Source organism: Gluconobacter sp. R75690 (assembly GCF_015244525.1).
In the GTDB taxonomy this organism is placed as follows: Bacteria; Pseudomonadota; Alphaproteobacteria; order Acetobacterales; family Acetobacteraceae; genus Gluconobacter; species Gluconobacter potus.
Genome location: NZ_JABCQB010000001.1, coordinates 96,532 through 120,491 on the forward strand (window position 1 = coordinate 96,532; position 23,960 = coordinate 120,491).

General features: G+C 62.3%; 21 protein-coding genes. 4 read left to right on the top strand and 17 right to left on the bottom strand.

Annotation, left to right across the window (positions count from 1 at the left end):
• Nucleotides 1-44 precede the first annotated feature (44 nt).
• The 7 genes from HKD27_RS16690 to HKD27_RS00500 all read right to left on the bottom strand — a co-directional run bounded on the left by HKD27_RS16690 (nt 45) and on the right by HKD27_RS00500 (nt 7,160).
• Nucleotides 45-470, bottom strand: coding sequence for a hypothetical protein (locus tag HKD27_RS16690; RefSeq protein ID WP_194688388.1), 426 nt, complete (start codon nt 468-470; stop codon nt 45-47).
• Nucleotides 467-1,474 (bottom strand): VOC family protein, encoded by a 1,008-nt coding sequence (locus tag HKD27_RS00475; RefSeq protein ID WP_194264297.1) that lies wholly within the window; start codon nt 1,472-1,474, stop codon nt 467-469. Before HKD27_RS00475 ends, HKD27_RS16690 begins: the two co-directional genes overlap by 4 nt.
• A 92-nt stretch (nt 1,475-1,566) precedes the next feature.
• The gene (locus HKD27_RS00480) at nt 1,567-1,986 is read right to left on the bottom strand and encodes a DUF1489 family protein (protein ID WP_194264296.1); all 420 of its coding nucleotides are present in this window, start codon (nt 1,984-1,986) and stop codon (nt 1,567-1,569) included.
• A gap of 23 nt (nt 1,987-2,009) precedes the next feature.
• Nucleotides 2,010-3,110 carry a nucleoside hydrolase gene (locus HKD27_RS00485; protein ID WP_194688289.1) on the bottom strand — a complete coding sequence of 367 codons (1,101 nt, stop codon included), beginning with the start codon at nt 3,108-3,110 and terminating at the stop codon, nt 2,010-2,012.
• A gap of 36 nt (nt 3,111-3,146) precedes the next feature.
• Complete coding sequence (gene hemW / locus HKD27_RS00490) at nt 3,147-4,325, bottom strand: radical SAM family heme chaperone HemW (protein ID WP_194688288.1); 1,179 nt, start codon at nt 4,323-4,325, stop codon at nt 3,147-3,149.
• Nucleotides 4,322-6,349 carry a potassium transporter Kup gene (locus HKD27_RS00495; RefSeq protein WP_194688287.1) on the bottom strand — a complete coding sequence of 676 codons (2,028 nt, stop codon included), beginning with the start codon at nt 6,347-6,349 and terminating at the stop codon, nt 4,322-4,324. The genes hemW and HKD27_RS00495 overlap by 4 nt, the downstream gene beginning before the upstream one ends.
• Nucleotides 6,350-6,464: 115 nt before the next feature.
• Entirely contained in the window at nt 6,465-7,160 is a 696-nt protein-coding gene (locus HKD27_RS00500; RefSeq protein WP_194688286.1) for a YggS family pyridoxal phosphate-dependent enzyme, read from the bottom strand.
• 75 nt (nt 7,161-7,235) lie between these two features.
• On the opposite strand from HKD27_RS00500, the gene HKD27_RS00505 reads away from it, so the two are divergent.
• Nucleotides 7,236-8,579 carry an RsmB/NOP family class I SAM-dependent RNA methyltransferase gene (locus HKD27_RS00505; protein WP_194688285.1) on the top strand — a complete coding sequence of 448 codons (1,344 nt, stop codon included), beginning with the start codon at nt 7,236-7,238 and terminating at the stop codon, nt 8,577-8,579.
• A gap of 49 nt (nt 8,580-8,628) precedes the next feature.
• Here the strand turns inward: HKD27_RS00505 and HKD27_RS00510 are convergent, their stop codons facing one another.
• The 4 genes from HKD27_RS00510 to HKD27_RS00525 all read right to left on the bottom strand — a co-directional run bounded on the left by HKD27_RS00510 (nt 8,629) and on the right by HKD27_RS00525 (nt 13,269).
• Nucleotides 8,629-9,675: an aldo/keto reductase gene (locus HKD27_RS00510; protein WP_194688284.1), complete on the bottom strand. Its 1,047-nt coding sequence runs from the start codon at nt 9,673-9,675 to the stop codon at nt 8,629-8,631.
• Nucleotides 9,676-9,763: 88 nt separating this feature from the next.
• Nucleotides 9,764-11,383: an ATP-binding protein gene (locus tag HKD27_RS00515; RefSeq protein WP_194688283.1), complete on the bottom strand. Its 1,620-nt coding sequence runs from the start codon at nt 11,381-11,383 to the stop codon at nt 9,764-9,766.
• A gap of 5 nt (nt 11,384-11,388) precedes the next feature.
• The gene (locus HKD27_RS00520; RefSeq protein ID WP_194688282.1) at nt 11,389-12,114 is read right to left on the bottom strand and encodes a response regulator; all 726 of its coding nucleotides are present in this window, start codon (nt 12,112-12,114) and stop codon (nt 11,389-11,391) included.
• A 99-nt stretch (nt 12,115-12,213) separates the two neighbouring features.
• Nucleotides 12,214-13,269, bottom strand: coding sequence for a cysteine synthase A (locus HKD27_RS00525; protein ID WP_194688281.1), 1,056 nt, complete (start codon nt 13,267-13,269; stop codon nt 12,214-12,216).
• Between the two features lie 57 nt (nt 13,270-13,326).
• Between HKD27_RS00525 and HKD27_RS00530 the strand changes: the two genes are divergently transcribed.
• Nucleotides 13,327-13,755, top strand: coding sequence for a rhodanese-like domain-containing protein (locus HKD27_RS00530; RefSeq protein WP_081107351.1), 429 nt, complete (start codon nt 13,327-13,329; stop codon nt 13,753-13,755).
• Here the strand turns inward: HKD27_RS00530 and HKD27_RS00535 are convergent.
• From HKD27_RS00535 to HKD27_RS00555, 5 genes are all read right to left on the bottom strand, one after another.
• A complete protein-coding gene (locus HKD27_RS00535; protein WP_052327647.1) occupies nt 13,731-14,651 on the bottom strand; it encodes a DUF2272 domain-containing protein in 921 nt (306 codons plus the stop codon). The two genes, HKD27_RS00530 and HKD27_RS00535, sit on opposite strands and share 25 nt — an antisense overlap.
• A gap of 55 nt (nt 14,652-14,706) precedes the next feature.
• Nucleotides 14,707-14,979: a hypothetical protein gene (locus HKD27_RS00540; RefSeq protein WP_194688280.1), complete on the bottom strand. Its 273-nt coding sequence runs from the start codon at nt 14,977-14,979 to the stop codon at nt 14,707-14,709.
• 178 nt (nt 14,980-15,157) lie between these two features.
• The gene (gene mtnA, locus HKD27_RS00545) at nt 15,158-16,264 is read right to left on the bottom strand and encodes an S-methyl-5-thioribose-1-phosphate isomerase (RefSeq protein WP_194688279.1); all 1,107 of its coding nucleotides are present in this window, start codon (nt 16,262-16,264) and stop codon (nt 15,158-15,160) included.
• A 161-nt stretch (nt 16,265-16,425) separates the two neighbouring features.
• Nucleotides 16,426-17,799 carry a glycosyltransferase family 1 protein gene (locus HKD27_RS00550; RefSeq protein WP_228518256.1) on the bottom strand — a complete coding sequence of 458 codons (1,374 nt, stop codon included), beginning with the start codon at nt 17,797-17,799 and terminating at the stop codon, nt 16,426-16,428.
• Entirely contained in the window at nt 17,796-19,274 is a 1,479-nt protein-coding gene (locus HKD27_RS00555) for a glycosyltransferase family 1 protein (protein WP_194688278.1), read from the bottom strand. Before HKD27_RS00555 ends, HKD27_RS00550 begins: the two co-directional genes overlap by 4 nt.
• 453 nt (nt 19,275-19,727) lie before the next feature.
• Between HKD27_RS00555 and HKD27_RS00560 the strand changes: the two genes are divergently transcribed.
• A complete protein-coding gene (locus HKD27_RS00560) occupies nt 19,728-21,674 on the top strand; it encodes a hypothetical protein (protein WP_194688277.1) in 1,947 nt (648 codons plus the stop codon).
• A gap of 133 nt (nt 21,675-21,807) precedes the next feature.
• Nucleotides 21,808-23,022 carry an HAD-IIIA family hydrolase gene (locus HKD27_RS16720; RefSeq protein WP_194688276.1) on the top strand — a complete coding sequence of 405 codons (1,215 nt, stop codon included), beginning with the start codon at nt 21,808-21,810 and terminating at the stop codon, nt 23,020-23,022.
• A 20-nt stretch (nt 23,023-23,042) separates the two neighbouring features.
• Here the strand turns inward: HKD27_RS16720 and HKD27_RS00570 are convergent, their stop codons facing one another.
• Entirely contained in the window at nt 23,043-23,951 is a 909-nt protein-coding gene (locus tag HKD27_RS00570; protein WP_194688275.1) for a GDP-mannose 4,6-dehydratase, read from the bottom strand.
• Between the last annotated feature and the right edge of the window lie 9 nt (nt 23,952-23,960).

Below are 23,960 nucleotides of genomic sequence, written 5' to 3' on the forward strand. Positions count from 1 at the left end.
GTTTTCCCCCGTTCTTGCATCATGTTCCGAAAGAGGCGCGGATGTCAGTGACGGCCACCCCCGCCGCCATGACCACCGCCCCCCCCGTGGCCGCCTCCGCCGCCGGGACCGCCACCATGGCCACCCCCGCCACCTGAGCCGCCAGGGCCACCACCATGACTGCCGCCGCCCATATTGCCGCCGCCATGGCCTCCGCCACCTGGGCCGCCACCGCCGGGACCACGTCCGCCGGATCCGCGTCCACCGCCAGGGCCACGCCCGCGATAGGGGCCGACGCCATAGCCCGAGCCCCAGCCGCTACCCCAGCCACCGCCCCAGCCGGTATCGTAGCCGCCATAATAGCCACCGCCACCATAGCCGCCGTAACCGTCATAGCCATATCCGTCATAGCCGACGCAGCCAGACAGCATGCCAAGCAGGCAGAGCGCACCGCCGATGCGGGCGAAGGTCTTTGTTGTCCGACGGATCATTTCGCGTCTCCTGTCAGGCCGGTGTCATGCAGTTCCATGACGCCGAAGGCGGCACCTGCCGGATCGGCGAGAACGGCGATCATGCTGTTCTGGTGATCGAGATGTGGCTCGACCAGAACGCGCCCGCCAAGCTGCACGGCTTTTTCAGCCGCGCTGCCCACACTGTCCACCTGCACGAAGCTGAGCCAGCGGGCCCGCGCGTTCGGCGGCAGACGCGGCGGGAGTGGATTGACCGTCGCACGGGCCACGGACTGCGACTCAAGGATGTAACGCTGGTTGGTGTCAGGCGCCGGCGCGGCCTCGACCTGATAGCCGAAGAGTTTCTGGTAGAACCCCGCACTGGCCGACGGCGTGGAGGTCAGGAGCGCATTCCAGATCCAGTCGCCCTGCACCGTAGGATCCGTATCGTTCGGATCGCCATGCGGGGCATGAAGGCTCGCAAACAGGGCTCCCTGCGGATCGGCGATGATGGCCTGTTCGCCCCGGCCCTGGATCATGGTCGGGCGGAACAGCACCTTGGCGCCCCACTGGCGCGACGACTTCGCCAGTGCCGGGACGTCCGGCGCTGAAATGAAGGGAAGCCAGAGCGGATGGGGCGGGTTGTCGCTGTCTGGCAGGGGGCGCTCGACCAGACCAGCCACCACATGCCCGTTCACAAGCGCTTCGGCATAATGCCCGCGCGAGACGGGACGGTCCTGAAAGGTCCACCCCAGAAGGCCGCCGTAGAATGCCTTGGCCTTGGCGAGATCGGGAGTCGTGAGCTGGGCATAGACGATCTTGCCGGGCAGAATGCTGGCCTCGGTGGCGGGAGCCGGGGCAGTCGTCTGCGCATGGGCGCCGGAAAGCGGGGCTGTCAGGCCAAGCCCGATGGAAAGAGCCGCTGACAGCGTGACGGCAGCCGTACCTGCTCGGGAAGGACGGGGAAAGGGCGGCAAGGCGGCACTCCTTCTGTTCTGGCCCGCACGCAGCGCCTGTGGGCGCCAGGTGGGGCGGAGAGGGGACATCCTGTGGTTCCCCGGAATAGGGGCATGACGTTTCATGTCCCATTCCGTTCCCGGAATGCAGCAAAAATGTGGCAGGGCCGTGTTGGGAAAGCTCAGATCAGGGCCAGCTCGGCCAGTTCACGCCGGAGCTGGGGCGGAAGATCGGCGATTCCGTCCTGCGTCAGGCCGTTGCCGAGATCCGGCGGGGCGTCTTTGGGGTCCAGATAGCGCCAGCCCTGAAAGGGGCGCATGGGGCGCGGCTGGACCGGGATGATCTCGTCTGACACGACGATCAGCGTGCCCGTGCTCCCATCCGAGCGCTGGCAGGACTCCAGCCCGATGATGGGCTGGCGGCACAGGATCATGCCATCCATCACGCGGTACAGGGAGCCACCGTCCAGAACTTCGTCCGCACGGCGTGGCATCGTCCGGGTGGGGACGGCGCCGTGTCCGTTGATACGGGGATGGGCCATACGCTCGCGCAGGACTTCAAGGCTCGGGCAGCCGACGGCCAGCTTGATGATGTTCAGCATGTGTGTCGGTTGCCCTCCTGTATTCAGTGCGTGCCCAGGGCGTTCTGGGACTGCGAGACGAACTCGTTGATGAAGCGCGTCTTGTCGATGGACTGCACGATCTTCACCTTGCGCAGGCCCATGGTTTTCGGGGCCGTGGAATCCGGCCAGATATGGGTGTGGCCGTAATCCATGCCGTGTTCGATGTTGATGTCCATGACGGCCGTGACGGATTTTGTAACCAGTGTGGGATTAACGGCGATGGCGGAGGTCAGTTCATCCCACAGCGGCAGGGGAGCCTGATACTTTTTCAGATAATCCGTGACGGCGTTGTGCTTTTCGTCGATGCGGCTGGCAAGCTCAGGCGTCATCATGATGTCGTTCGAGACGTTGCCGACGCAGGTGATGGAGGCCCAGGGTGCGGTCAGAGTGATGCGGGCGGCTTCGGGGTCCATGATCATGTTGAAGTCGGACGCGAAATCAGCATTGCCGGTGACGGACATCATGCTAGCATCAAGCAGACCACCCATGAAGACAAGCTGCTTCGCAGTCGCGGCAAAGGTCGGGTCGATGCGGATGGCGAGCGCAAGATTCGTCAGTGGCCCTGCGGCGATGACCGTGACCTGATGCGGATGGGCATGAACCTCGCGGATCAGGAACATGGCGGCCGGGAGCGGATCGGCGGCGGTATGCGGTGCACCTTCCGGCAGTTTGCCGACGGGGGGCTGCGTGGCCGGAACGTGTTCGATGGAGCCGAGACCGCCCCAGGCGCCCTTCCAGGGAATGATGCCGAACTGCTGTTCGCGCAGCTTCGTCTCGGCCACCGTGTTGACCAGCGGCGTGGTGGCGCCGTCAGCCACGGGGATCTGGGTCTGGCGGGCAATTTCCAAAAAGCGGAGAGCATGCGCCGTGCCTGCGTTTTCCCAGTCATCGCCGATGACGGAGGTCAGGCCCAGCAGCGTCACGCCGGGACGGTTGAGCAGTGGAATGATGGACTGGATGTTGGAGCCGCCCGGGCCAAGGAAGTCATTGTCGAGCACGACATAGTTCGGGGCGGGGCTCGGAGCAGGGGCAGCGTTCGCAGCGGCAAACGGGGCCAGAACGGTGCAGGTGGCCAGAAGGGCAGAGAGAATGGATCGGCGCATGGTCTCTTCCAGATGGATTAAGACGGGATCATGCCTTCAAGTGACCAGTCGCGCCAGTATTGCTTCAAGCCGGAGCCGCCCTTCACCCGTCGCGCGCAGGATGCCGTTGTCCCGCTCAAGGTAGTTTTCCTCGATGCAGGCTTCGAGCAGGTCCGGGTCCACACAGTCCATGAGCGCTCGTCCCGTGCGGGCAGCAAAGCGGGCTTCGTCGATCCCTTCGGACAGGCGCAGGCCCATCAGAAGGGCTTCGCGGCCTTTTTCTTCCGGAGTGAGGAGCGTTTCCTCCGTGCTGCCGGAGCCTGTCTTTTCGACGCGCTCGGCCCAGGGCTCCGGCGCACGATGGCGACGGGTGGCGTAAAGCTCTCCGTCCAGTGTGAGCCGGCCATGAGCGCCGGGGCCTATGCCGATATAATCCGCATAGCGCCAGTAGGTCAGGTTATGGCGGCTCTCGGCACCGGGGCGGGCGTAGTTCGAGACTTCGTAGGGCAGCAGGCCGTGACGGGCGGCGATTTCGCCGGTCAGGTCATAAAGGCGCGCGGCGGTGTCTTCGTCGGGCAGGGTGAGTTCGCCGCGCCGGTGCATGGCTTCGAACTTTGTGCCGGGCTCGATGGTGAGCTGATAGAGCGACAGGTGATCGGCCACGAGCTCGAGCGCCGTGTTGAGTTCGTCCGTCCAGTCGGCATCGCTCTGGCCGGGCCGGGCGTAGATCAGATCGAAGGAAATCCGGGGGAACAGGGTGCGTGCGGTTTCGAGCGCGCGGATGGCCTGTGTAGCGGAGTGTTCGCGGCCCAGCTTGTGCAGTGCATCGTCCCGCAGGCTCTGCACGCCGAGCGAGACGCGGTTGACGCCGGCCTGACGGAAGGCGGCGAATTTCCCGGCCTCGACGCTGGTTGGGTTCGCTTCGAGCGTAATTTCCAGATCATCTTCCGCATCGAACAGGCGATGCGCGTCCTCGATCAGGGCAGCGACGGTTTCGGGCGCCATGAGTGAGGGCGTTCCCCCACCAAAGAAGATCGAGCGCAGGGGGCGTTTGACGCCGTCGCGGGTCAGGCGGGCGGCGTCATGAGCCAGTTCGCGGCGCAGGGCCGCGGCGAAGCGCTGCTGCGGGATCACCTCCCGGACATGGGAGTTGAAATCGCAGTAAGGGCACTTCGCCAGACAGAACGGCCAGTGGATGTAGAGGGAAAGAGGCCCGGGTTGTGATGTGGTTGTCAAATGGCGATCCGGACACCGAACTCCACAACGCGGTCAGGCGGGATGCGCAGGAACTCGGTTGTGGAGGCGGCATTGCGCAGGAGCAGAAGGAAGATCCACATCCGCCAGAGCTGCATCTTCGGTACGCGTGAGCGGACGACCAGCTCATGCGAGGTGAAGTAGGAGGCCTGGATGGCGTCGAATGCCACGCCAAGCGCGTTCAGTTCCAGCAGGGCGCGGGGGAGGTTCGGCATCTCCATGAAGCCATAGCGGACGATGACACGGTGGATGTTGGGTGCCAGTTCCTGAACGATGGTGCGATGCCCGCGTTCGGCTTCCGGCTGGTCGAGGTTCTCGACCGTCACGAACAGGATGTGATCGTGAAGAACCTTGTTGTGTTTGAGATTATGCAGCAGCGAATTCGGCACGATGTCCGGGTTGGCGGTCAGGAAAACGGCCAGACCGGGAACGCGGATCGTGCGGGACTGCGGCAGTCGGGCGAGGAAGGAACCCATCGGCATGGAATCCGCCTGCTGCCGGGCTGCAATGAGGCTGCGTCCGCGCTTCCAGGTGGTCATGATGATGGTGCTGATGATGCCGATCGCCAGCGGGACCCAGCCACCATCGGGGATCTTGAGCACGTTCGCCGAGAAGAAAATGCTGTCCACGATGAAGAAGAAACCGAAGACGATCGCAACCGTTGCGGATTTCCATTTGAAGACGCGGCGGAACACGACCATCGCCAGCACGCAGGTGCACAGGAACGTGCCCGTCACGGCGATACCGTAAGCTGCGGCGAGGGCCGAGGACGTGCGGAACGCCAGCACCAGAACCAGCGCGCCGGAGGCCAGGATCCAGTTGAGAGAGGGCAGGTAGATCTGCGCTTCCTCGGAGGCATTGGTGTGCATGATGCGGGTGCGCGGCAGATAGCCGAGCTGGATGAGCTGGCGGCACAGGGAGAAGCTGCCCGAGATGCCGGCCTGCGAGGCGATTACGGTCGCAAACGTCGCAAGGACCAGCATCGGGATCTGAGCCCAGTGCGGCACCAGAAGATAGAAAGGGTTGGACAGGGCGTGCGGATCGCGGATCAGCAGGGCGGCCTGTCCGAAATAGTTCAGCGTGAGCGACGGCAGGACGAAGAACAGCCATGCCTTGCGGATCGGCGCACGGCCGAAATGGCCCATATCGGCGTAAAGCGCTTCCGCACCTGTCACGGAAAGCACGACCGAACCCAGCGCGATGAACGACAGATAGCCGTGCATGATGATGAATTCGAGCGCGAACGTCGGGGAGAGGGCAAGCAGGATGTGCGGGTAGAGGAAGATCCCCTTGATGCCGAGAATGGCGAGCACCGCGAACCAGGCCACCATGATGGGTCCGAACGCCTTGCCGATCTTGCCGGTTCCCAGAACCTGCACCGAGAACAGCCCCACCAGCACGACCATCGCCAGGGGGATGATGATGTGGCTGGCCGAGGGGACGGAAGTTTCGATACCTTCCACGGCCGAAAGCACCGAAATGGCCGGGGTGATGATGCTGTCGCCAAAGAACAGACAGGTACCGGCAATGCCGACGAGGCCGAAGAGCCATCGGAAATGCTGTGACTTGCAGACGCGCTGGGCCAGGGACATCAGCGCGATGATGCCGCCCTCGCCATCATGGTCGGCCCTCATGATGAGGATGACGTATTTGATGGTGACGATGAGCATCAGCGCCCAGAAGGTCAGGCTGGCAAGCCCCATGATTTCCCAGGGCTGGGCCGGCGCCTTCGGCGAACTGACGATGCTGACCGAGGATTGCAAAGCGTAGAGCGGGCTTGTGCCGATATCGCCATAGACCACACCCAGAACCGCGAGCAGGGCGCCCATGCCGGCGGGACGCTCATGGCCGGAGCCCTCTTCTCCACCGCCGATTTCGTGGGTGTGTCCCTCCGAGCGGGCCTGCTCGATCGTCTGCACGATTCCGGCGGAGTCGTTGGGAATTCCTACGCCATGAGGAGGGTTGGAGGCGTGGTCACCGTCATGTTCAGGCATTGCTGGTTCCATTTACGGGCGTCAATAGAATGCCGTTGTCTACTGTCGCAGCACCCTTCAAGCGCGGCTCCGCATCACGGCAACTGTCCCTCATGACAAGATTTCTGCGACGGACGCAAGCCGCGTGTCAGGATTGTGGCGCGGGACGGCTTCCGAAAATGGCTGTCCCGACCCGGACCAGCGTTGCATTTTCGGCAATGGCCTTCTCAAAATCCGCCGACATGCCCATTGACAGCACCGGTAGCCCGTGACGCCCGCCCATCTGGCGCAGGAGACGGAAATGCGGGGTGGGGTCCTCGCCTTCGGGGGGGATGCACATCAGGCCACGGATTTTCGGACCGAATCTTTCGAGCGAGGCTTCGATGAAAACATCGGCCTCTTCGCGTGGCACGCCGGATTTCTGCGGCTCGTCGCCGGTGTTGACCTGCACGAGAAGCTCCGGAAGACGCCCGGCCTTCTGCGCGCCTTTCTCGATGGCATCGGACAGGGACAGGCGGTCGAGGCTCTCGATCATGTCGGCGATCTGGCAGGCTTCGGCCGCCTTGTTGGTCTGAAGTCCGCCGATGATGTGCAGTCGCAGATCCGGGAAGGTCTGGCGCAGTTCGGGGAATTTCGAGGCGGCTTCCTGCACGCGGTTTTCGCCGAACAGGCGCTGGCCGGCGTTCAGGGCGGCTTCCACGCTCTCGATCGGATGGAACTTGCTGACGGCGACGAGGGAGACATCCCCTGCCGGGCGTCCGGCCTGTTCGCAGGCCCGGGCAATGCGGCTGCGGATGGCGGCAAGGTTCTCGCGGATAGGGTTCTGGGCAGTAAGATCGGACATGTCTGGAGAAGACGCCATTGCGTCCGTGGCCGCAAGATGCGATTTCGGCAGGATGCGAGAGATCGATAGCCTGTCATGACCCAGACCCCTTCCAACACGTCGCCCCGCAATCCGGCCTCCAAAACCCGGAACGGCGGACCACGCCGCCCCCAGGGAGGCCGCACGCCGCAGCGCCGTCCCGCGCCGGACCCGACGCGCGATCTGGCCTTTGATATCGTCTGTGGCGTGGTCGAACATCGCCGGATGCTGGAGACGACGCTGGACCGTGCTGGCGCGATGGACGCACGCGACCGTGCGTCCGCGCACCGTCTGGCGGCAACGACCCTGCGTCATCTCGGCAGCATGACCGAGCTGCTCCAGCCCCTGCTGCGGCGCGAACCGCCCGAGCCGGTGCGCTGTGCGCTGCTCATGGGGGTGGCACAGCTGCTGCATCTGGAAACGCCGCCTCATGCCGCCGTGGGTACGATCGTGGACCTGCTTCGCCGTCGCGGTCTGGCACCGTTCGCGGGGCTGGCCAACGCCGTTCTCCGGCGTGTCGCGCGTGAGGGGCAGGAGCTTCTGGACGGTCTGGACGAGGACCGGCTGGATGTGCCGCCCTGGCTGTGGAGTGCGTGGGGCAAGCGGGCGCGGGCGATTTCGCGTGGTCTGCATCGTGAGGCGCCGCTGGATCTGACGCTGCGTCCGGGGGCTGTTGCACCGGAGGGCGGCGAGGTGCTGCCGACCGGCTCCGTCCGTTATCCGGCCGGGACGCGGATTACGGCTCTGGAAGGGTTTGAGGACGGCGCGTTCTGGGCGCAGGACGTGGCGGCGACGATACCGGTGAAGCTCATGGGAGACGTGGCGGGCAAGTCCGTCGTGGATCTCTGCGCGGCACCCGGCGGCAAGACGGCGCAGCTTGCGACGGCGGGCGCGCATGTCGTGGCGGTCGAGCGTGAGGAAGCGCGGGCGAAGCGGCTTGAGGAAAACATTGCGCGTCTGAAGCTCTCGGCCAAGACGGTCGTGGCGGATGCTGCGACATGGCGTCCGGATGCGCCGGTGGACATGGTCCTGCTGGATGCGCCGTGTTCCGCGACAGGGACACTGCGGCGCCATCCGGATGTGCTGTGGATCAAGCGGCCGCGGGATGTGACGGCACTGGCGGAAGGGCAGGATGCGCTGATCGACGCAGCGCATGAGATGCTCAAACCGGGTGGCATCCTGCTTTACGCCGTATGCTCGCTGCAGGACGAGGAAGGTCCGGAGCGGATCAAGGCCGCGATTGCGCGTGGCGGCTGGAAGTTCGATCCGTTCTCGGAAGCCGAACTGGCGGATATGGCCGTCGCGCGGACTTGGGACGGGATGTTCCGTACCCATCCGGGCCTGTGGAGCGAACTCGGCGGCATGGATGGCTTCTTCGCCGCGCGTCTGATCAAGGTCTGATGTCGCCCGGCATCAGGGTTGCATAAGCCCCGATGCCGGATGCTCCGCCTCAGGGGGCCGGGTTGGAGTGGACCTGATGGATGGCGTTGATCTTCTCTTCCAGTTCGGGCGTGATGGTCACGTTTTCCGCGCCGAGGATGGTGCGGAGCTGGTCGAGGCTGGTGGCGCCGATGATATTGGACGTCACGAAGGGCCGTGAGGTCACGAAGGCAATGGCGAGCTGGACGGGGTCGATCCCTTCCTCGCGGGCGAGGGCGTGATAGGCCGTGACGGCCTCATCAACGCCGGGCTTCTGGTAACGCTGGCCACGATCGAACAATGTGGTGCGTGCGCCGGCGGGACGGGCGCCGTTGAGATATTTCCCGGTCAGATAGCCCTGAGCCAGCGGGGAATAGGCCAGCAGGCCAACCTTTTCCTGAAGTGCCATTTCCGCCAGTCCGATCTCGAACGTCCGGTTGATCAGGTTGTAGGCGTTCTGGATGGAGGCCACGCGAGGCAGGCCGGTGCGGGAGGCTTCCAGAAACTTCGACACACCCCAGGCCGTCTCGTTGGAGAGGCCGACATGGCGGATCTTGCCTTCATTCACGAGATCGCCGAGGACACCGAGCGTTTCTTCGATGGGAACGGATGTTTCTTCCGGCAGGTCGCGGAACGTCGTGCCGCCTGCGCCGAACAGGCCGATTTTCCGGTCCGGCCAGTGAAGCTGGTAGAGGTCGATGTAGTCCGTGCCGAGGCGTCGCAGGGAGCCTTCGAGCGCATAGCGGATCTGGCGCGGGGTCAGGCGGGCTTCCTCGCCATCGGGCCGGAACCACGGCATGGCGGTGCGTCCGACAACCTTGCTGGCGATGACGAGGCGGTCACGGCTACCGCGGGCTTTCAGCCAGCTTCCGATGATGGTTTCCGTTGAGCCCTGTGTCTCGGCGCGGGGCGGGATGGAATAGAGTTCGGCTGTGTCGATGAAGTTGATGCCGTGGTCCAGCGCCATGTCGAGCTGGGCGTGGCCTTCGGCTTCGGTGTTCTGCTGACCGAAGGTCATGGTGCCGAGGCAGATTTCGCTGACGGCAATGCCGGTGCGGCCAAGTTCACACTGTTTCATGGAAAAGACCTGATCAGAAAATGGGGGAAGCCCCCAGCATGGAAGGTCCGGCACCATTGATCAAGGTGCGGGCCTGTCCGGGCCGAGGTTACGGGGCCAGTGTCACGATGACGCGCAGACCGCCGCTCGGTCGGTTTTCGAGGCGGACATTGCCGCCCTGACCGTGCAGGATCGTCCGGGCGATCGAGAGGCCCAGACCACTGCCGCCGGTTTCGCGATTGCGGCTGCTCTCGATGCGGACGAAGGGCTCGAACACGCGGTCCAGTTCGCTTTCGGGCAGGCCGGGGCCGTTATCCTCGATCAGGATCTTGACTACGTTGCCCTTCTCGCCCGGATGGGTGGCGGGGATGAGCGTGACATGCGCGTTGCCACCATATTTCAGGGCATTGAGGATCAGGTTGTTCAGGGCACGTTTGAGCGCTACCGAGCGGGCCTTGATCCGGACGGGAACATTGGGCGGCTCGTAGAACAGGTCGTCGGCTTTGTCTGGTAGGCTTTCGGCTGCCTCGTCCATGATGGTCTGGAGCAAAGCGCGCAGGTCGAGCGAGACGATGGGTTCGGCGGACGCGCTGTCCCGCCCGAAGGCCAGAGTAGCCGAAACCATGGCTTCCATTTCATCGAGATCGGCCAGAACCTTGTTGCGCAGTTCCTCGTCGTCAATGAATTCGGCGCGGAGTTTCAGGCGTGTGATGGGCGTGCGCAGGTCATGGCCGATGGCGGTCAGCATGAGTGTGCGGTCCGTCACGAAACGGCGGATACGCAGGGCCATCGTGTTGAAGGCGATGGCGGCGCGGCGGATTTCGGAGGGGCCGTTCTCGGGCAGGGCAGCTGTATGAACATCCCGGCCCAAGGCTTCGGCGGCATTGGCCAGCGTTCTGACAGGCGCGATCAGGCGCTGCGTGGCCCAGACGATCATCGCACTCCCGGCAATCGACATGACAAGGAAAGCGATCATGAAAGTCGGGGAGCCGAACGGATTGGGCAGAGGGGTGACGAAACGCACCACGAGCCAGCAGTCCCGGTCCGGCAGGAGGATCGAGGTCGAATGCGTGCGCATTTTCTGCCCGATCAGGACCTTGCGCGGATAGAGCGAGGACGGCAGGAGCGCCCAGCGCATGAAGGGTGGCATGTCGCGGCGGCGTATGGTGCCGGGAAAGCGTGGCTCTCCGTTCAGATGCTCGGCGTCCGGATGTTCGCCATCGGGGTGTTCGGGAGGAAAATGGAACTCCGGTCCGCCCGGTGGCCCGCCCAGTGGTCCTCCAGGCGATCCCATCGGGCCGGGGAAGCCCGGGCCTCCCATATCGGGGCCGGGATGCGGCATGCCCGGATCCATCGGGCCGGGAGGCGGAAAGCCCTCATGGCCCGATGGATCATCATGCAGGCGGTGCAGGAAAGACGGCGATGCCATCGCCGGGAACGGGATTTCATGCCCCTCGATCAGCGGGTCCGGCTCCTTGATCAGCAGGACCGTGACGTTGGAGGGGATATGCAGGTCGTCGATCGCATCGTGTCGGTCGGCGGGTTTGGCTTCCGCGACCGTGCGATAGATCGAAAAGACCTGAACCTGTTCTTCATGGACCTGACTGCGCTCTTCCAGATCGAAGCGGTCCAGCGCGTAGATTCCGAGCCCCGCCGCTTCCACGACCGCAAGGCCCACGATCAGCAGAAGGCTGGTCCGGGCGACGAGAGACCGTGGCAGGATGTGCATCGGGTTCAGAGACGCTCCACTTCCGCTGCGAGCACGTAGCCACCGCCACGGACCGTTTTGATGACCTGTGCGTTGCGGCCGTCATCCTCAAGCTTGCGGCGCAGGCGGCTGATGGCGACGTCGATGGCGCGGTCGAACGGGCCGGCCTGACGGCCACGGAGCAGTTCGAGCAGCGTGTCACGCGTCAGGACGCGGTTGGCGCGCTCGAGCAGGGCCATGAGCAGATCGTATTCGCCGCCCGTGAGGGAGACTTCCGCTCCGTCCGGGTTCAGCAGGCGGCGGCGCACGGGGTCGAGGCACCAGCCGGCGAAATGGATCTTGCGGGTATCGGACGCCTGACGTTTGTCCTCGACATCGACCGTCCGGCGCAGGACGGCGCGGATACGGGCGAGCAGTTCGCGCGGATTGAACGGCTTGGCGACGTAATCGTCCGCGCCGAATTCGAGGCCGATGATCCGGTCCGTTTCGTCGCTCATCGCGGTGAGCATGATGATGGGGATGTTGTCCTGCGAGCGCAGCCAGCGCGCGACTTCCAGGCCGCTCTCGCCGGGCAGCATCAGGTCCAGCACCACGAGCTGATAATGCCCGTTGGCCCAGGCTTTGCGGGCTTCCCGTGCATCGCGGGCCGCCGTGACGCGGAAATGGTTGCGCTCAAGGAACTGGCTCAGCAGTTCGCGGATCTCGCGGTCATCATCCACGACCAGAAGATGGGGCAGGGTTTCCGTGCTCATGACCAGAGGCCTTTCGGGAATGCTGTAACCGCGTTCAGACTGCTGATGCCGCCCGACCGGAAAACGGCATTTCCGGCCGGGACAGACAGGGAAGCGATGTTAGGCCAGCCAGGGCGGAACAGGCAGGTTTTTCGCACGCAGGAACTCCGGATTGAACAGCTTGGACTGATATCGGGCACCACCGTCGCACAGAATTGTAACAATCGTATGTCCGGGACCAAGTCTGCGTGCCGTCCGTATTGCCGCAGCAACATTGATTCCGGACGAGCCACCTACCGACAGACCTTCTTCGTAAGTCAGGGAAAAGATCTGCTCCAGCGCTTCGGCATCGGGGATGCGTTCGGCGTCATCGGGATGAGAACCTTCGAGATTGGCCGTCACACGGCCCTGTCCGATGCCCTCGGTGATGGAGCCGCCCGTGATGGTGAGGTCATTGGATTTGACCCAGCCATAAAGCGCGGAACCTTCCGGATCGGCGAGGACGATACGCGGGGCCGCCTTTCCGGCAGCCTGAGCCTGATCGCGCAGCCCGAGTGCGATGCCCGCCAGCGTGCCGCCGGTGCCGCAGGCGCAGGTGAAGGCATCGACCTTCCCGCCCGTCTGCTCCCAGATCTCGCGCGCCGTGGTGGCGCGATGGCCTTCGCGGTTGGCGGTGTTGTCGAACTGGTTGGCCCAGAACCCGCCGATCTCTTCGGCCAGGCGGCGCGAGACGTGAACATAGTTGCCCGGATCGCGATACGGCTTGGCTGGAACGAGGCGGAGATCGGCGCCGATCATGCGCAGGAAGTCCAGCTTCTCACGGCTCTGTGTTTCCGGCACGACGATCACGGCCTTGCAGCCGACGGCATGGGCGACCAGTGTGAGGCCGATTCCCGTATTGCCGGCCGTTCCCTCCACGACCGTCCCGCCGGGCTTCAGCGCTCCGCTTTTCAGCGCGTCCTCGATGATCGCCAGGGCTGCACGATCCTTGACGGAGCCGCCGGGGTTCATGAACTCGGCCTTACCGTAGATGTCACAGCCCGTTTCCTCCGAGGCGCGTCTGAGGCGGATGAGGGGGGTGCCCCCGATCGCGGCGGTCATGCCCGGAGAGATGGTCTGCCATCCCGTCGTGGGGGGCTGGGGGATGGTTTGGCGGTTCGGGGAGATGTCAGTCATAGTTCACTCCTGTGCTGGGTGAATTATAGAACGCGTTTTGGAAGGATGAGGAAGAGCATGAAGGTCCTGACGGCAAGACAGGCATGGGAAATGCTTGAAAAAGACCCTGAAAACGCCACCGGCAATGCCGATGAAGGCGCGCCGCGTCCCATTCTGGTGGATGTCCGCACACCGCCGGAATGGATGCATGTGGGCCTGCCGGACGCCGACGCGATGACCGCGCCGCTCCTGTGCATCACCTGGCAGCCGGACCGCCAGCAGGAGTTCGTGGAAGCGCTGCTCGAAGCCGTCCCCGACCAGCAGACGCCGCTGCTGTTCCTGTGCCGGTCGGGGGTGCGCTCGCATCATGCCGCACTTCTGGCGGAAAACGCCGGTTATGCGGATGTCAGCAATATCGTGGACGGATTCGAGGACCAGCACGGCCCCGGCAAAGGCTGGCGCTCCAGCGGCCTGCCGTCCTCTTACATGCCGCTGTCGGGTTCCTGATCCGCATCGTAATGGACTTCCAGCACGGCGCACCACGGATAACGGCTGTCATAGCTGTGCCCTGAGCCATCGGCGATCATGCCGTTGGCGTCCGTGGGAACATGGGTGAGGGCCACGGCATCATCCACGTTACCGCCGACGATGCTCAGCTCATGCCCGAAGGGCTGGGCATTCTGGTTCGTCGCGGACACGATGCCGCAATGGGCCGGAAAGCCGTAGCTCGTGGGCAGCATGGAGAAGGTGACGGTCTTGCTGCGCCCGCGGCCGACGCAGATCAGGTCGCCGATCTTCGGGGCATAAGTGCCCGGATCATGCGCCGTAACACCGCTGGACTGCCCGCTGGCGGCGGCGTTGATGTAGGTCGAGTGATTGGGCGAATACGGGAAGCGGTCATTGGCTCCGGCGACCCGCATCACATAGGAAATGAAAGCTGCGGACCACGCGTAATGGCCGTCATGCTCGATCTCGAAGCGTGTGCCCTGGGAGTCCGTCTTGCCCGTCCAGCCGACTTCCGTTTCATACGGGTCCTGCCCGATCCACCAGTACTCGCCAACACGCTGCCACAGGCCGGGCAGGCGTTCGGGCTTCAGTGCGGCATCGGTAGGTTCGGGACGGTCTTCGGGATCATCATCCGAGACAGGTGAGCCGAACATCCGCCATTCGCGCAGGGCGATGGCGGCGACGTCCTGACGGTTGAACGGTTCGAAATTGCGGGTGGCGAAATCCGGGACGTGGCTGTCATAGCCAGCCGGACCAGTGGTTCCGTTCGCATACTGGGCGTTCGGCGTGCGGGCCGGGTACGGGCGGACACTCTGCTGGCTGGAACATGCAGCCAGTGCGAGCAGGGCGGCCGTAGCAGCTGCTCGCCTGAAAATATGCGAATCTGGCACTGTTATCCTCGTTGGGGGATCTGTTTCCTAGGCTGAATGAAGGGCCAAGACGACCGGGGCGTCAAGGACGGGCGCTCAGAGGGGCATGGCTGGCCGCATGGGCCGCCATGATTTTCGTACAGGCTTTCTCAAGCAGTGGCACGCCCGTGGGAAGGAACCAGATGCCGAGCAGAACTGTCGAAACCAGCGTGTTCATGATCATCCGCATCGGAGACGGGAACGCCGCCCTGAAGAGAAGGGTGGCTGTCACGATGCAGATGACCGGCAGGAGCAGGAGATAGAAAAGCAGGCACCATCCGAAAAGCGGCTCGTTGTCGGGGCTGGACAGGGCCATGCCAGTGCCGAGCCCTACCGGGAAGAAAAACGCTCGCGACCATTCCGGCAATAACGTTGGCCATCAGGAAACCCCGTATGATGCGGAACCACAGCGGAAGAAGGGCCGCAGGTGGTTCCACGGAGACCGGAACAGGAGATGGCATTGCGCAGTCCAGCTCCTGGCAGGAGGACACGCCTCAGTGGGCTTTCGTCTGCTCCGGAAAGAGGGACTGCAGCCCGGCCTCGGATGCACCACAGCGGCCCCGCTCGGTGATGAGACCCGTCACGAGGCGCGCGGGCGTGACGTCAAAGGCAGGGTTGGCTGCCGGGCTGTTGAGCGGAGCGATCCGGACGCGGCCAGCTTCCCCGTTGCTGTCGAGTCCCGTCATGAACAGGACTTCGTCGGCGCTGCGCTCCTCGATCGGGATGTCCTTCACGCCGTCGCGGACGCGCCAGTCGATCGTCGAGGACGGCAGTGCCACCCAGAACGGGACATTGTTGTCATGGGCCGCGAGCGCCTTGAGATACGTGCCGATCTTGTTGGCGACATCGCCCTGAGCAGTCACACGGTCGGTGCCGACGATGACCATGTCCACACGACCGGCCTGCATGTAATGCCCGCCGGCATTGTCGGCGATGACGGTATGCGGCACGCCATGGCTGCCAAGTTCCCATGCGGTCAGGAGGCTGCCCTGATTGCGCGGACGGGTCTCGTCCACCCAGACATGCACGGGGATGCCCTCGTCATGCGCCATGTAAATCGGGGCGAGGGCCGTGCCCCAGTCCACGGTCGCGATCCAGCCGGCATTGCAATGCGTCAGCAAGTTCACCTGTCCCTGTTTGCCCTTGCGCTCCCAGATTTCGCGGATCAGTTCCAGCCCATGGCGGCCGATGGCCTCATTGACCTGCACGTCCTCATCGCAGATCGCATCGGCCTCGACATAACCCGCCGCAACGCGCTCCGTCGGCGGGACGGCTTTGAGGCGCGCAACCATCCGCTCGATGGCCCACCGCAGATTGATGGCCGTCGGGCGTGTGGCCACCAGAAAGGTTGCGGCCTTCTCCAGAGCCTCGTCTGATGCATCGTCCTGAAGCGCGAAAACCAGCCCATAGGCCGCAACGGCCCCGATCAGCGGCGCGCCACGCACCTGCATGCTGGTGATGGCGTCAGCGACGGCGCCCACATCCCGAAGCTCCAGGATCTCCACGTTCCAGGGAAAGCGGGTCTGATCGAAAATCCGGATGCTGCTCGCATCATCGGAAGGGCGCCAGAGACTGCGATAGGAAATGCCGTTGATTTTCAAGGGAACGCTCCTTGCGGACGGAAAAGGAGGGTGGGTCGCTGACCGGCCCGCAAAAACAGGGGCCCGCGCGGCCCGCGACATGCTGGACCAGAGGTTCCTGCATGTGCGTGATCCGCCGTCCTAACTCAAGACCCTTCGCGTGAAACTTTCACGCCCGAGGTTCAGAGAACCCTGTCGAGAATGGCTCTGGCGCTGTCTTCCCAGGGAACAGGCTGGAATTCAGCCCGGACCTTCGCTGTCCACGCCGCCAGCCCCTCGGGATCCTCGATCGTCTCGCGGATCACCGTATAGGCATCATCAAGGCTGTAGGGGCTGAAATATCGCCCGAGCGGCCCGCCAGCCTCGGGAATGGAGGTCGTGTTGGACACCACGCACGGGCGCCCCATGGAAAGGCTTTCCGTCACCGGCAGACCCCAGCCTTCAAAGAAAGACGGGAAAACGGTGAAGCTGCAATCGGCGTAAAGGCGGCGAAGCTCCTCGTCCGTCGGATTGCGGATGAACCGGATCTTGCCATTCAGCCAGTCCGCATTTTCAAGCTGCTGCATGAAATCGGAAACCAGCCAGCCCTCCCGCCCTGCAAAAACAAGGGTCGGCACCCGCTCAGCCGGCATTTCTTCCAGCATCCGCCGCCAGACCCGGAAGAGCAGGGCATGGTTCTTGCGGGCCTCAATGGTCGAAACAAACAGCACATAAGGCTCACGCACCAGCGCTTCCGCACTCATGCGCCCATCGGCCAGACCAAACCCGGTCCCCAGGGGAATGGGATGGACAGGAATATCCGTCCCGATGTCCTGTTCCGCGAGATAAGCCCGCACGTCTTTTGCCGTGGCATGGCTGATGGCGAAAAGCGTATCGGCGAGAGGCAGGATGTCCTGATGCCAGGCGCGGAACGTCGTGATGATGCCGCGGTTGCACCACTCCGGACAGCGGATGGGGACCAGGTCGTACATGAGCAGCGCGTAGGACAGCCGCAGGTCGTCGCGCAGCCATCTGACGGTCTGGCTGTAACTGGCGTGGTGCCAGGGGGAGCCAAGGGTCAGGAAGACATCGCCGGGGCGGGCGACATCTGCGAGCTGTGTGCCTTCCGAGAAGGTTGGCAGTTCCGGCCGCCGGGAACGACGCGCGTCGAGGCGGGTCTGGAGGGATTTCAGACCAAGCCGGGCGAATGTGCGGGGGAGGCTGGCAAGACCTTTCAGGATCCGGCTTTCCGTCCGCAGGAACGCGGAGAGCGTGTCTTCCGGCGCAACCTGTTCGAGCGCCTGGAATGTCAGGGGCGGAGCATTGACCGAAGACGAGCCGGGTTTGATGCTGCTGTTTGTGGCCTCGCGAAACACGGTTTCGACCATGGTCCAGTCGACGGTCCTGAAATCACGGGCATCCGTGGCACCTGGGCCACGGCGCACGAACTGGACGTTATGGCCGGCGAGGTTGCGCAGGGCCGATCCGATTTCGAACACGACGCGCTGGATGCCGCTTGGCCGGCTGTGATGCAGCAGGTGATGCAGCAGATCGTCGATGTCGATCCACAGGGTCATGATGTCTGTCCGTTCATACGGCCCATCAGATGGGCGGAATGGCAGGCGTCGAGGATCGCATCTGCACTGCATTCCCAGGGGACAGGTCTGAACTGCTCGCGGACCTCGTCCTGCCATTTTTTCAGGCCGGGCCTGTCCTCGATTGTCTCCCGGACAACACGATAGGCTTCGTCGAGGTCTTCGGGGTTGAAGTACCGCGTCAGCGGGCCGCCTGCTTCGGGGATGGAGGTCGTGTTCGACGCGATGCAGGGACGTCCGTTGACGAGGCTCTCGGTCACGGGCAATCCCCAGCCTTCATAAAGGGACGGGAAAATCGTGAACATGCAGCCATCGTACAGATGGGCCAGTTCCTCATCCGACGGGTCACGGAGAAGACGGATTTTTCCTCGCAGCCATTCGGTATTTTCAAGCTGCTGCATGAGGTCGGAAACGAGCCAGCCAACCCGGCCCGCAAAGACGAGGGTCGGAACCTGATCCCGCGGCAGGTCCGTCACGAGACGGCGCCAGATGCGGAATGCCAGCAGGTGGTTCTTGCGGGCCTCAAGGGTGGACACGAACAGAACATAGCTGCCCTTCGCGGGAAGGCCCCTGGGACGTTCGTTTCCGATCCTGCGGGGCGGCCCGAAGCCGCTGCCGATCGGGATGGTCTGTACGGGCGCCAGCAGTTTCAGGCGCTGTTTGCGGGCGTAATCCTCTACGGTCTCGGCCGTGGCATGGCTGATGGCCAGAAGGCGACCGCACTGGGGAAGGGTGGTGTCGAGCCAGTGCCGGAAATCCCGGATCAGGGAAATCGCGCACCATTCCGGCCGGACGGCGGGAATGAGATCGTAAAGCAGCAGGACGGGCTGAATGCCGTAGGTCCTGCGCATCTGGGCCAGGCGTTCGCCGAAATCGGGTTCCGACCATGCCGCACCGAGGATCAGAAAGATATCGCCGGGTTTTGGAACGTCGTCCGAGGTGGCTGCGGGCGCGGCTGAGGACAGGGGGGCCTGCGCTGTGTGGTGCGACGGGGTGGTCCGCTGGAACTTCGTGCGGGCGTAACGGCGTAAAAGCTGAAGGGCTCTGAGCTGATTGACGGCAAGGTTCAGGAGCGGACGTGCCAGTTCCGGCGGCAGGCTTTCAATCCGCCGGATAATGGCATGACGCAGACGGCGCATCAGGGAGTGGGACGGCGCATGGGCAGCGCTGCGCTCCCCTCCTGCATGAAGGGGAGTTGCTTCGTCTGTATGGGCGGAGAAAAGCGTGTTCAGCGCGTCAAAGGAGACGGGAGACAGGAGAGGGCCTGCCTCGGGGTTTCCATCTGTGTTCCGACGGGTGAGGACGATGCTGCCGATATCCGGTTTCGCGGCAGCCTGCTGGCGGATGACACTGAGTATTTCGAAGACAAGACGCTGGATGCCGCTGGGACGGGTATTGTTTTCGAAATACCGGAAGATATCTTCGACATCGATCCAGATGGTGTACTCTTTGGTCATGTGTCCGGACTGGCTTCGCTATTGCCGACGAAATCATCGGTCTTTCAAATATCGTTAACGCGGTGTTGTAGAATAATTATCGCCTTATGGGCAAGGGGCGGTCATAACATCGCAGGTGAGTGAGTATCTTCCCTGAATATTCGCCATGATACATTTCATCAAACTTGCGACATGTTTCCGACATATTTTATTTTTTCTGGAAACATATTCGGGATTCTGGTGTGTTTCCTGAAGTATTCTGTTGCGAAGGTCCTGCCGGACAGTGTGGCGGGGGCTGACTTTTCAGGGGCTCGTAATCATGGTCCTGGAAGCTCCTGTGTTTCGTTCGGCAGTAACATGATCGCCTCCGAAGCAGGCTCGTTTTTCTTCTGACCATTCCTTAAAGACGGTTAGAAAAAGAGACGGACGTTTGCCGATGATTGCTGCCTTGTGAGAGCCACCACAAAGATAGGAATGAGTGCGTTCGCGCTCTATTTCGCACTCTCTGCCTTACTGCTTGTCAAAGGGTTTTCCCTGCGTCACCACCTGATTGGTGTGGGGGCCGATGTGGAGTCCTTTGCCTGGATGCTTTACTGGTGGCCCTGGGCCATCGGGCACGGCATCAATCCGTTTGTGACGGATCTGGCGTGGAATGGCCTGGGCTATAACCTGACCTGGGCAACCGCATTGCCGACATTCGGGCTTCTCCTTGCGTCTCTGACGTGGCTGGGGGGGCCGGTTCTGACAACCAATCTTGTGATCCTACTGGCCCCCGCCTGTGCGGCTTTCGCGGCATTCTTGTTGCTGCAGTCCGTGACCGGACGCTGGGTGCCAGCGTTTCTGGGGGGGCTGGTTTTCGGGTTTTCGCCGTATGAGATGGGGCAGTCGCTTGGTCATCTCAATCTGACGAGCGTCGCTCTGGTGCCGGTCTGCCTGCTTTTGTGCAAAGCGTATCTCGACCAGACGATCACAAGCCCCCGCTTTATTGCGGCGCTGTCGATGACTGCACTGCTCCAGCTCGGTATCTCCACGGAGGTCCTGTTTACTTCCGCCGTAATGGGGGTTGTGACCTGGTGCGTGTTTGTGGCGACTGCGCCGGGCAAGGCACGACACATTTATCTTCTGCTGGCACGTGATGTCGTGCTGGCAGGGATTGTAACGATTATTCTTGCATCGCCGTTTTTATTCTATCTGGTCAAGGGCATGAAGGTCGTGCCGGGGCAGCTGAATGATGCGGATTTCTATTCTGCTGACATTCTCAATTTTCTGGTTCCAACGCCGGTGACGCTGCCTGGTGGGGCGCTGTTCAGTTCGATATTCCGGCAGTTTACGGGGAATATCAGTGAGCAGGACGCTTACATCGGGTTGCCGTTTTTTCTTCTGGCCGTCTATTTTTCAACCATCGCATTCCGGAGTTCGCTTCTGGTGACGCGGTGTGTGCTGGTGTTCTGGATTTCCGTTCTTTTCTCGCTGGGAGGTGTTCTCCATTCCGGGAAGACCGTCGTCCATGTTCCCCTGCCATGGCATCTCGTGGATCATCTGCCGGTTGTGAGCTCGGTTCTTCCAGTCAGATTTGCGATGTTTACCAGTCTGGCTCTGGCTGTCCTGTGCGCGGTGTTTCTCGCGCAACGTGCGACAGTAGGCCGCTATGGCGTTGTTCTATGCGGGCTCCTGTTCCTGTTTCCCGCTCCGGCGGCGCAGGGCTGGGAAGCGACGACGTCCAGTCCGTTTTTCACCGAGGCCAGTATAAAGCGTCATTTCGGCGACGATCCTGTCCTGGTTGTCCTGCCGTTCGGGTATCTGGGGCATTCCATGGCGTGGCAGCTCCAGTCCGGCTACGCCTTCCGTCAGACAGGCGGATATCTCGGCTATACTCCGACCAGTGAACATAACGACGCTGTTCTTTCAGCCTTTCTGAATAACGCCATACCGCCGCATTTTGATGAGCAGCTGGGTTTTTACTGCGTCGATCATCATGCGACTGCCATTGTCATCGGGCCCAGGACAAAGGACGTATTGAGGCAGGCGATCCTCGAGACGCACTGGCCGGCTGAACAGGATGGAGACATGATTATCGTGCGGGTCCCGCCGCGCGAGACGCTGCCGCTCTTTCACATTTCGGGAGACTATTGGCCCAGTCCTGCTGAAGTGAACTGGATGGGACAGCAGATCGTGGTCGAGACGGGGGTTGCGCCAGTGCGGCTCGAAATTGGCCGGCCTTATGCCGTTTCTTCACCCGGTGTGTCGGTCTCTACAGGCCATATTATACGACATATTGGCTTTCAGCCTGGAGAGAAGACGGTGATCGATCTCGCGGCGAACAGCAGGACGACAATCCGGGCAGATAAGGTGTTTGTTCCCGCAAAAGAGGGGATCAATACGGATCAGAGGGCGCTTTCTCTCCTGATTGGTCGGCGCTGATGCTGCATGAAGGCGAGAAGGATTTTCGACGCTTGTACGGGTGGTGGATATAAGAATTGAATTCTGTATTTCCATGATGATTTCTGAACCATGGAAATATGCTGGTGGATTTTGAATAAGGTGGGATGATTTCGTGGGAGGGATTACCGTTCGGCAGTGTGTGATTGTTCTTGAAGATGGCGTATCGGGTTCTTTTCCAGCAGAAAGCGCGCGTCCCAAGGCACTTGCTCCATGTGGTGACAGGCCGTTTCTGGCCTGGTCGATGCGAGAAATGCAGCGCTTCGGGGTCGAGGAATTTGTTGTTCTGGTATCTTCCTGCTCTGCGCAGCTTGAAGACGCGATCGAACAGATCCGTTCCTTTTTGCCAAAACCATCTGAAATCATTCTGAGCACCTGTTCTTTTTCTTCGGGGACGGGCGGTGCCCTTCTGTATTCAAAGTCCTTGCTTCAGGAGCGTTTCTTCCTCTGTCACGGAGAAGCGCTGTTTTCGGGCAATCTTTCGCGTTTTCTGCAACAGGCGCGAGAAGGGAACTCTGTTCTGGTCAGGTCTGTCGACGGCTTGAGCCGGTACGGCAATGTTCGCCTGCAGCCTGATGGCGAATATGTGGAAGATTTATATTTTGAGCCTGATCGCTCCAGGACGGCGGGATTTGCCAGCAGCGGCGTTTATATTTTTGATCATTCTGTTTTCGATCATCTGACTGAAAACTCTTCTCTGGAAAAGGATGTTCTTCCGGCCCTCGCGCGAAACCGTAGCCTGAAAGCTGTGCCGCTTTCGGGGGCGTTCTGGGATATCGGGAAGATGGCCGACCATGAAATCCAGGCTCTGGATTTGTCTGGGAGCCTGCTTCGGCCGGCAGTGTTTCTCGACCGGGATGGTGTCATCAATCGCGATCATGGCTGGGTCGGAACGCGTGAGCGGTTTGAATGGGAAAGCAACGTCCGTGAAACTATCGCCCGTATTGCGGATCGTGGATATCATATCTTTATCGTCACGAATCAGTCCGGGATTGCGCGCGGTTTTTATTCCGAGCGCGATCTTGAGCATCTCATGGACTGGGTGATCGACAGTATCCGGGAATACGGTGGAAATGTTGATGACTGGCGATACTGTCCTATGCACCCTGAGGCGGTTATTGAGAAATACCGGGGGACCAGTATGGATCGTAAACCCGGACCAGGAATGCTTCTCGACTTGATGAGGCGGTGGGAACTACGTCCTTCCTGCTGCCTCATGTTCGGCGACCAGCCTTCCGACATGACTGCCGCTCGCGCGGCGGGTATGGAAGGCGTTACCGTGGGGCCTGCGTCGCTCTCAGAACTAATCGCTTCAAGGGAGGGTTTCTGACTTCCTGCGTCCCTTGAGGATCAGGCCGTCGTCTTTCGCAGGCAGTCTTCATAGACATCGCGCAGGGTGTCTTCCCATGCGATCTGTCGTCTCCATCCCAGGGTCGAGGTGATGAGTGTCGCATCGCCTCGGGCAACCGGGATATCCGAAGGGCGCAACCTGTCAGGATCCGTGACGATTTCGGCGTTGATGCCGCTGATGGTCAGAAGATCGTCCAGAATGGAGCGAATGGAACGCGTCTCACCGGAGCACACATTGAAGATCGTGCCCGGCGTCAGCGGCTTCTTCGTTGTGAGGACGTCAAGATAGGCGTCGCACACATCGCGGACATCGAGAAAGTCGCGCTGGGCGTCCAGATTGCCGACGCTGATTTCCGGCTTCTGGAGTCCTTTTGCAATGCGCGCGATCTGGGACGCAAAGGCCGGGACTACGAAATCCGGAGACTGGCCAGGGCCGGTGTGGTTGAACGGACGCATGCGGATGACCCGCAGGCCCTCTCTGGCCATTGCGCCCAGGGCTAGATCGGCAGCAGCCTTGGTCGCGGCATACGTATTGCCCGGGGCGAGAGGGGCATCCTCGGTCAGGGCTGTCCCGCGCTGGAACGTGGTGCCATAGGCTTCTGCTGTGGATGCGAAGAGGAAGGTGCTGTGTGAAACATGTCGCAGCATGGCGCGTGCGACATTGAGCGTTCCGTGCAGATTGACGTCCCAGGCGTGGTCCGGAGATTTCCGGGCTGCACCAATGGTCGAAACGGCGGCGAGATGGACGCAGTGATCCGGTTTTTCGGCAGCGATAACCTTCTCAACAGCCTGCGCATCCCGGATATCCGGGATGGCAGGCACAATCTCGCAGTCGGGGAAGCGTCTCCGCACCTGGTGCTGCAGGTGCTGCCCGACAAAACCCCTCAGCCCTGTTATGAGAAGGCGCATACGTCCGTC

Bases quoted from the DNA above. Each gene is read 5' to 3' on its own strand.
- HKD27_RS16690 (WP_194688388.1), bottom strand. From the start codon at position 470: ATGATCCGTCGGACAACAAAGACCTTCGCCCGCATCGGCGGTGCGCTC.
- HKD27_RS00475 (WP_194264297.1), bottom strand. From the start codon at position 1,474: ATGTCCCCTCTCCGCCCCACCTGGCGCCCACAGGCGCTGCGTGCGGGC.
- HKD27_RS00480 (WP_194264296.1), bottom strand. From the start codon at position 1,986: ATGCTGAACATCATCAAGCTGGCCGTCGGCTGCCCGAGCCTTGAAGTC.
- HKD27_RS00485 (WP_194688289.1), bottom strand. From the start codon at position 3,110: ATGCGCCGATCCATTCTCTCTGCCCTTCTGGCCACCTGCACCGTTCTG.
- HKD27_RS00495 (WP_194688287.1), bottom strand. From the start codon at position 6,349: ATGGAACCAGCAATGCCTGAACATGACGGTGACCACGCCTCCAACCCT.
- HKD27_RS00500 (WP_194688286.1), bottom strand. From the start codon at position 7,160: ATGTCCGATCTTACTGCCCAGAACCCTATCCGCGAGAACCTTGCCGCC.
- HKD27_RS00505 (WP_194688285.1), top strand. From the start codon at position 7,236: ATGACCCAGACCCCTTCCAACACGTCGCCCCGCAATCCGGCCTCCAAA.
- HKD27_RS00510 (WP_194688284.1), bottom strand. From the start codon at position 9,675: ATGAAACAGTGTGAACTTGGCCGCACCGGCATTGCCGTCAGCGAAATC.
- HKD27_RS00515 (WP_194688283.1), bottom strand. From the start codon at position 11,383: ATGCACATCCTGCCACGGTCTCTCGTCGCCCGGACCAGCCTTCTGCTG.
- HKD27_RS00520 (WP_194688282.1), bottom strand. From the start codon at position 12,114: ATGAGCACGGAAACCCTGCCCCATCTTCTGGTCGTGGATGATGACCGC.
- HKD27_RS00525 (WP_194688281.1), bottom strand. From the start codon at position 13,269: ATGACTGACATCTCCCCGAACCGCCAAACCATCCCCCAGCCCCCCACG.
- HKD27_RS00530 (WP_081107351.1), top strand. From the start codon at position 13,327: ATGAAGGTCCTGACGGCAAGACAGGCATGGGAAATGCTTGAAAAAGAC.
- HKD27_RS00540 (WP_194688280.1), bottom strand. From the start codon at position 14,979: ATGGCCCTGTCCAGCCCCGACAACGAGCCGCTTTTCGGATGGTGCCTG.
- HKD27_RS00550 (WP_228518256.1), bottom strand. From the start codon at position 17,799: ATGACCCTGTGGATCGACATCGACGATCTGCTGCATCACCTGCTGCAT.
- HKD27_RS00555 (WP_194688278.1), bottom strand. From the start codon at position 19,274: ATGACCAAAGAGTACACCATCTGGATCGATGTCGAAGATATCTTCCGG.
- HKD27_RS00560 (WP_194688277.1), top strand. From the start codon at position 19,728: ATGAGTGCGTTCGCGCTCTATTTCGCACTCTCTGCCTTACTGCTTGTC.
- HKD27_RS00570 (WP_194688275.1), bottom strand. From the start codon at position 23,951: ATGCGCCTTCTCATAACAGGGCTGAGGGGTTTTGTCGGGCAGCACCTG.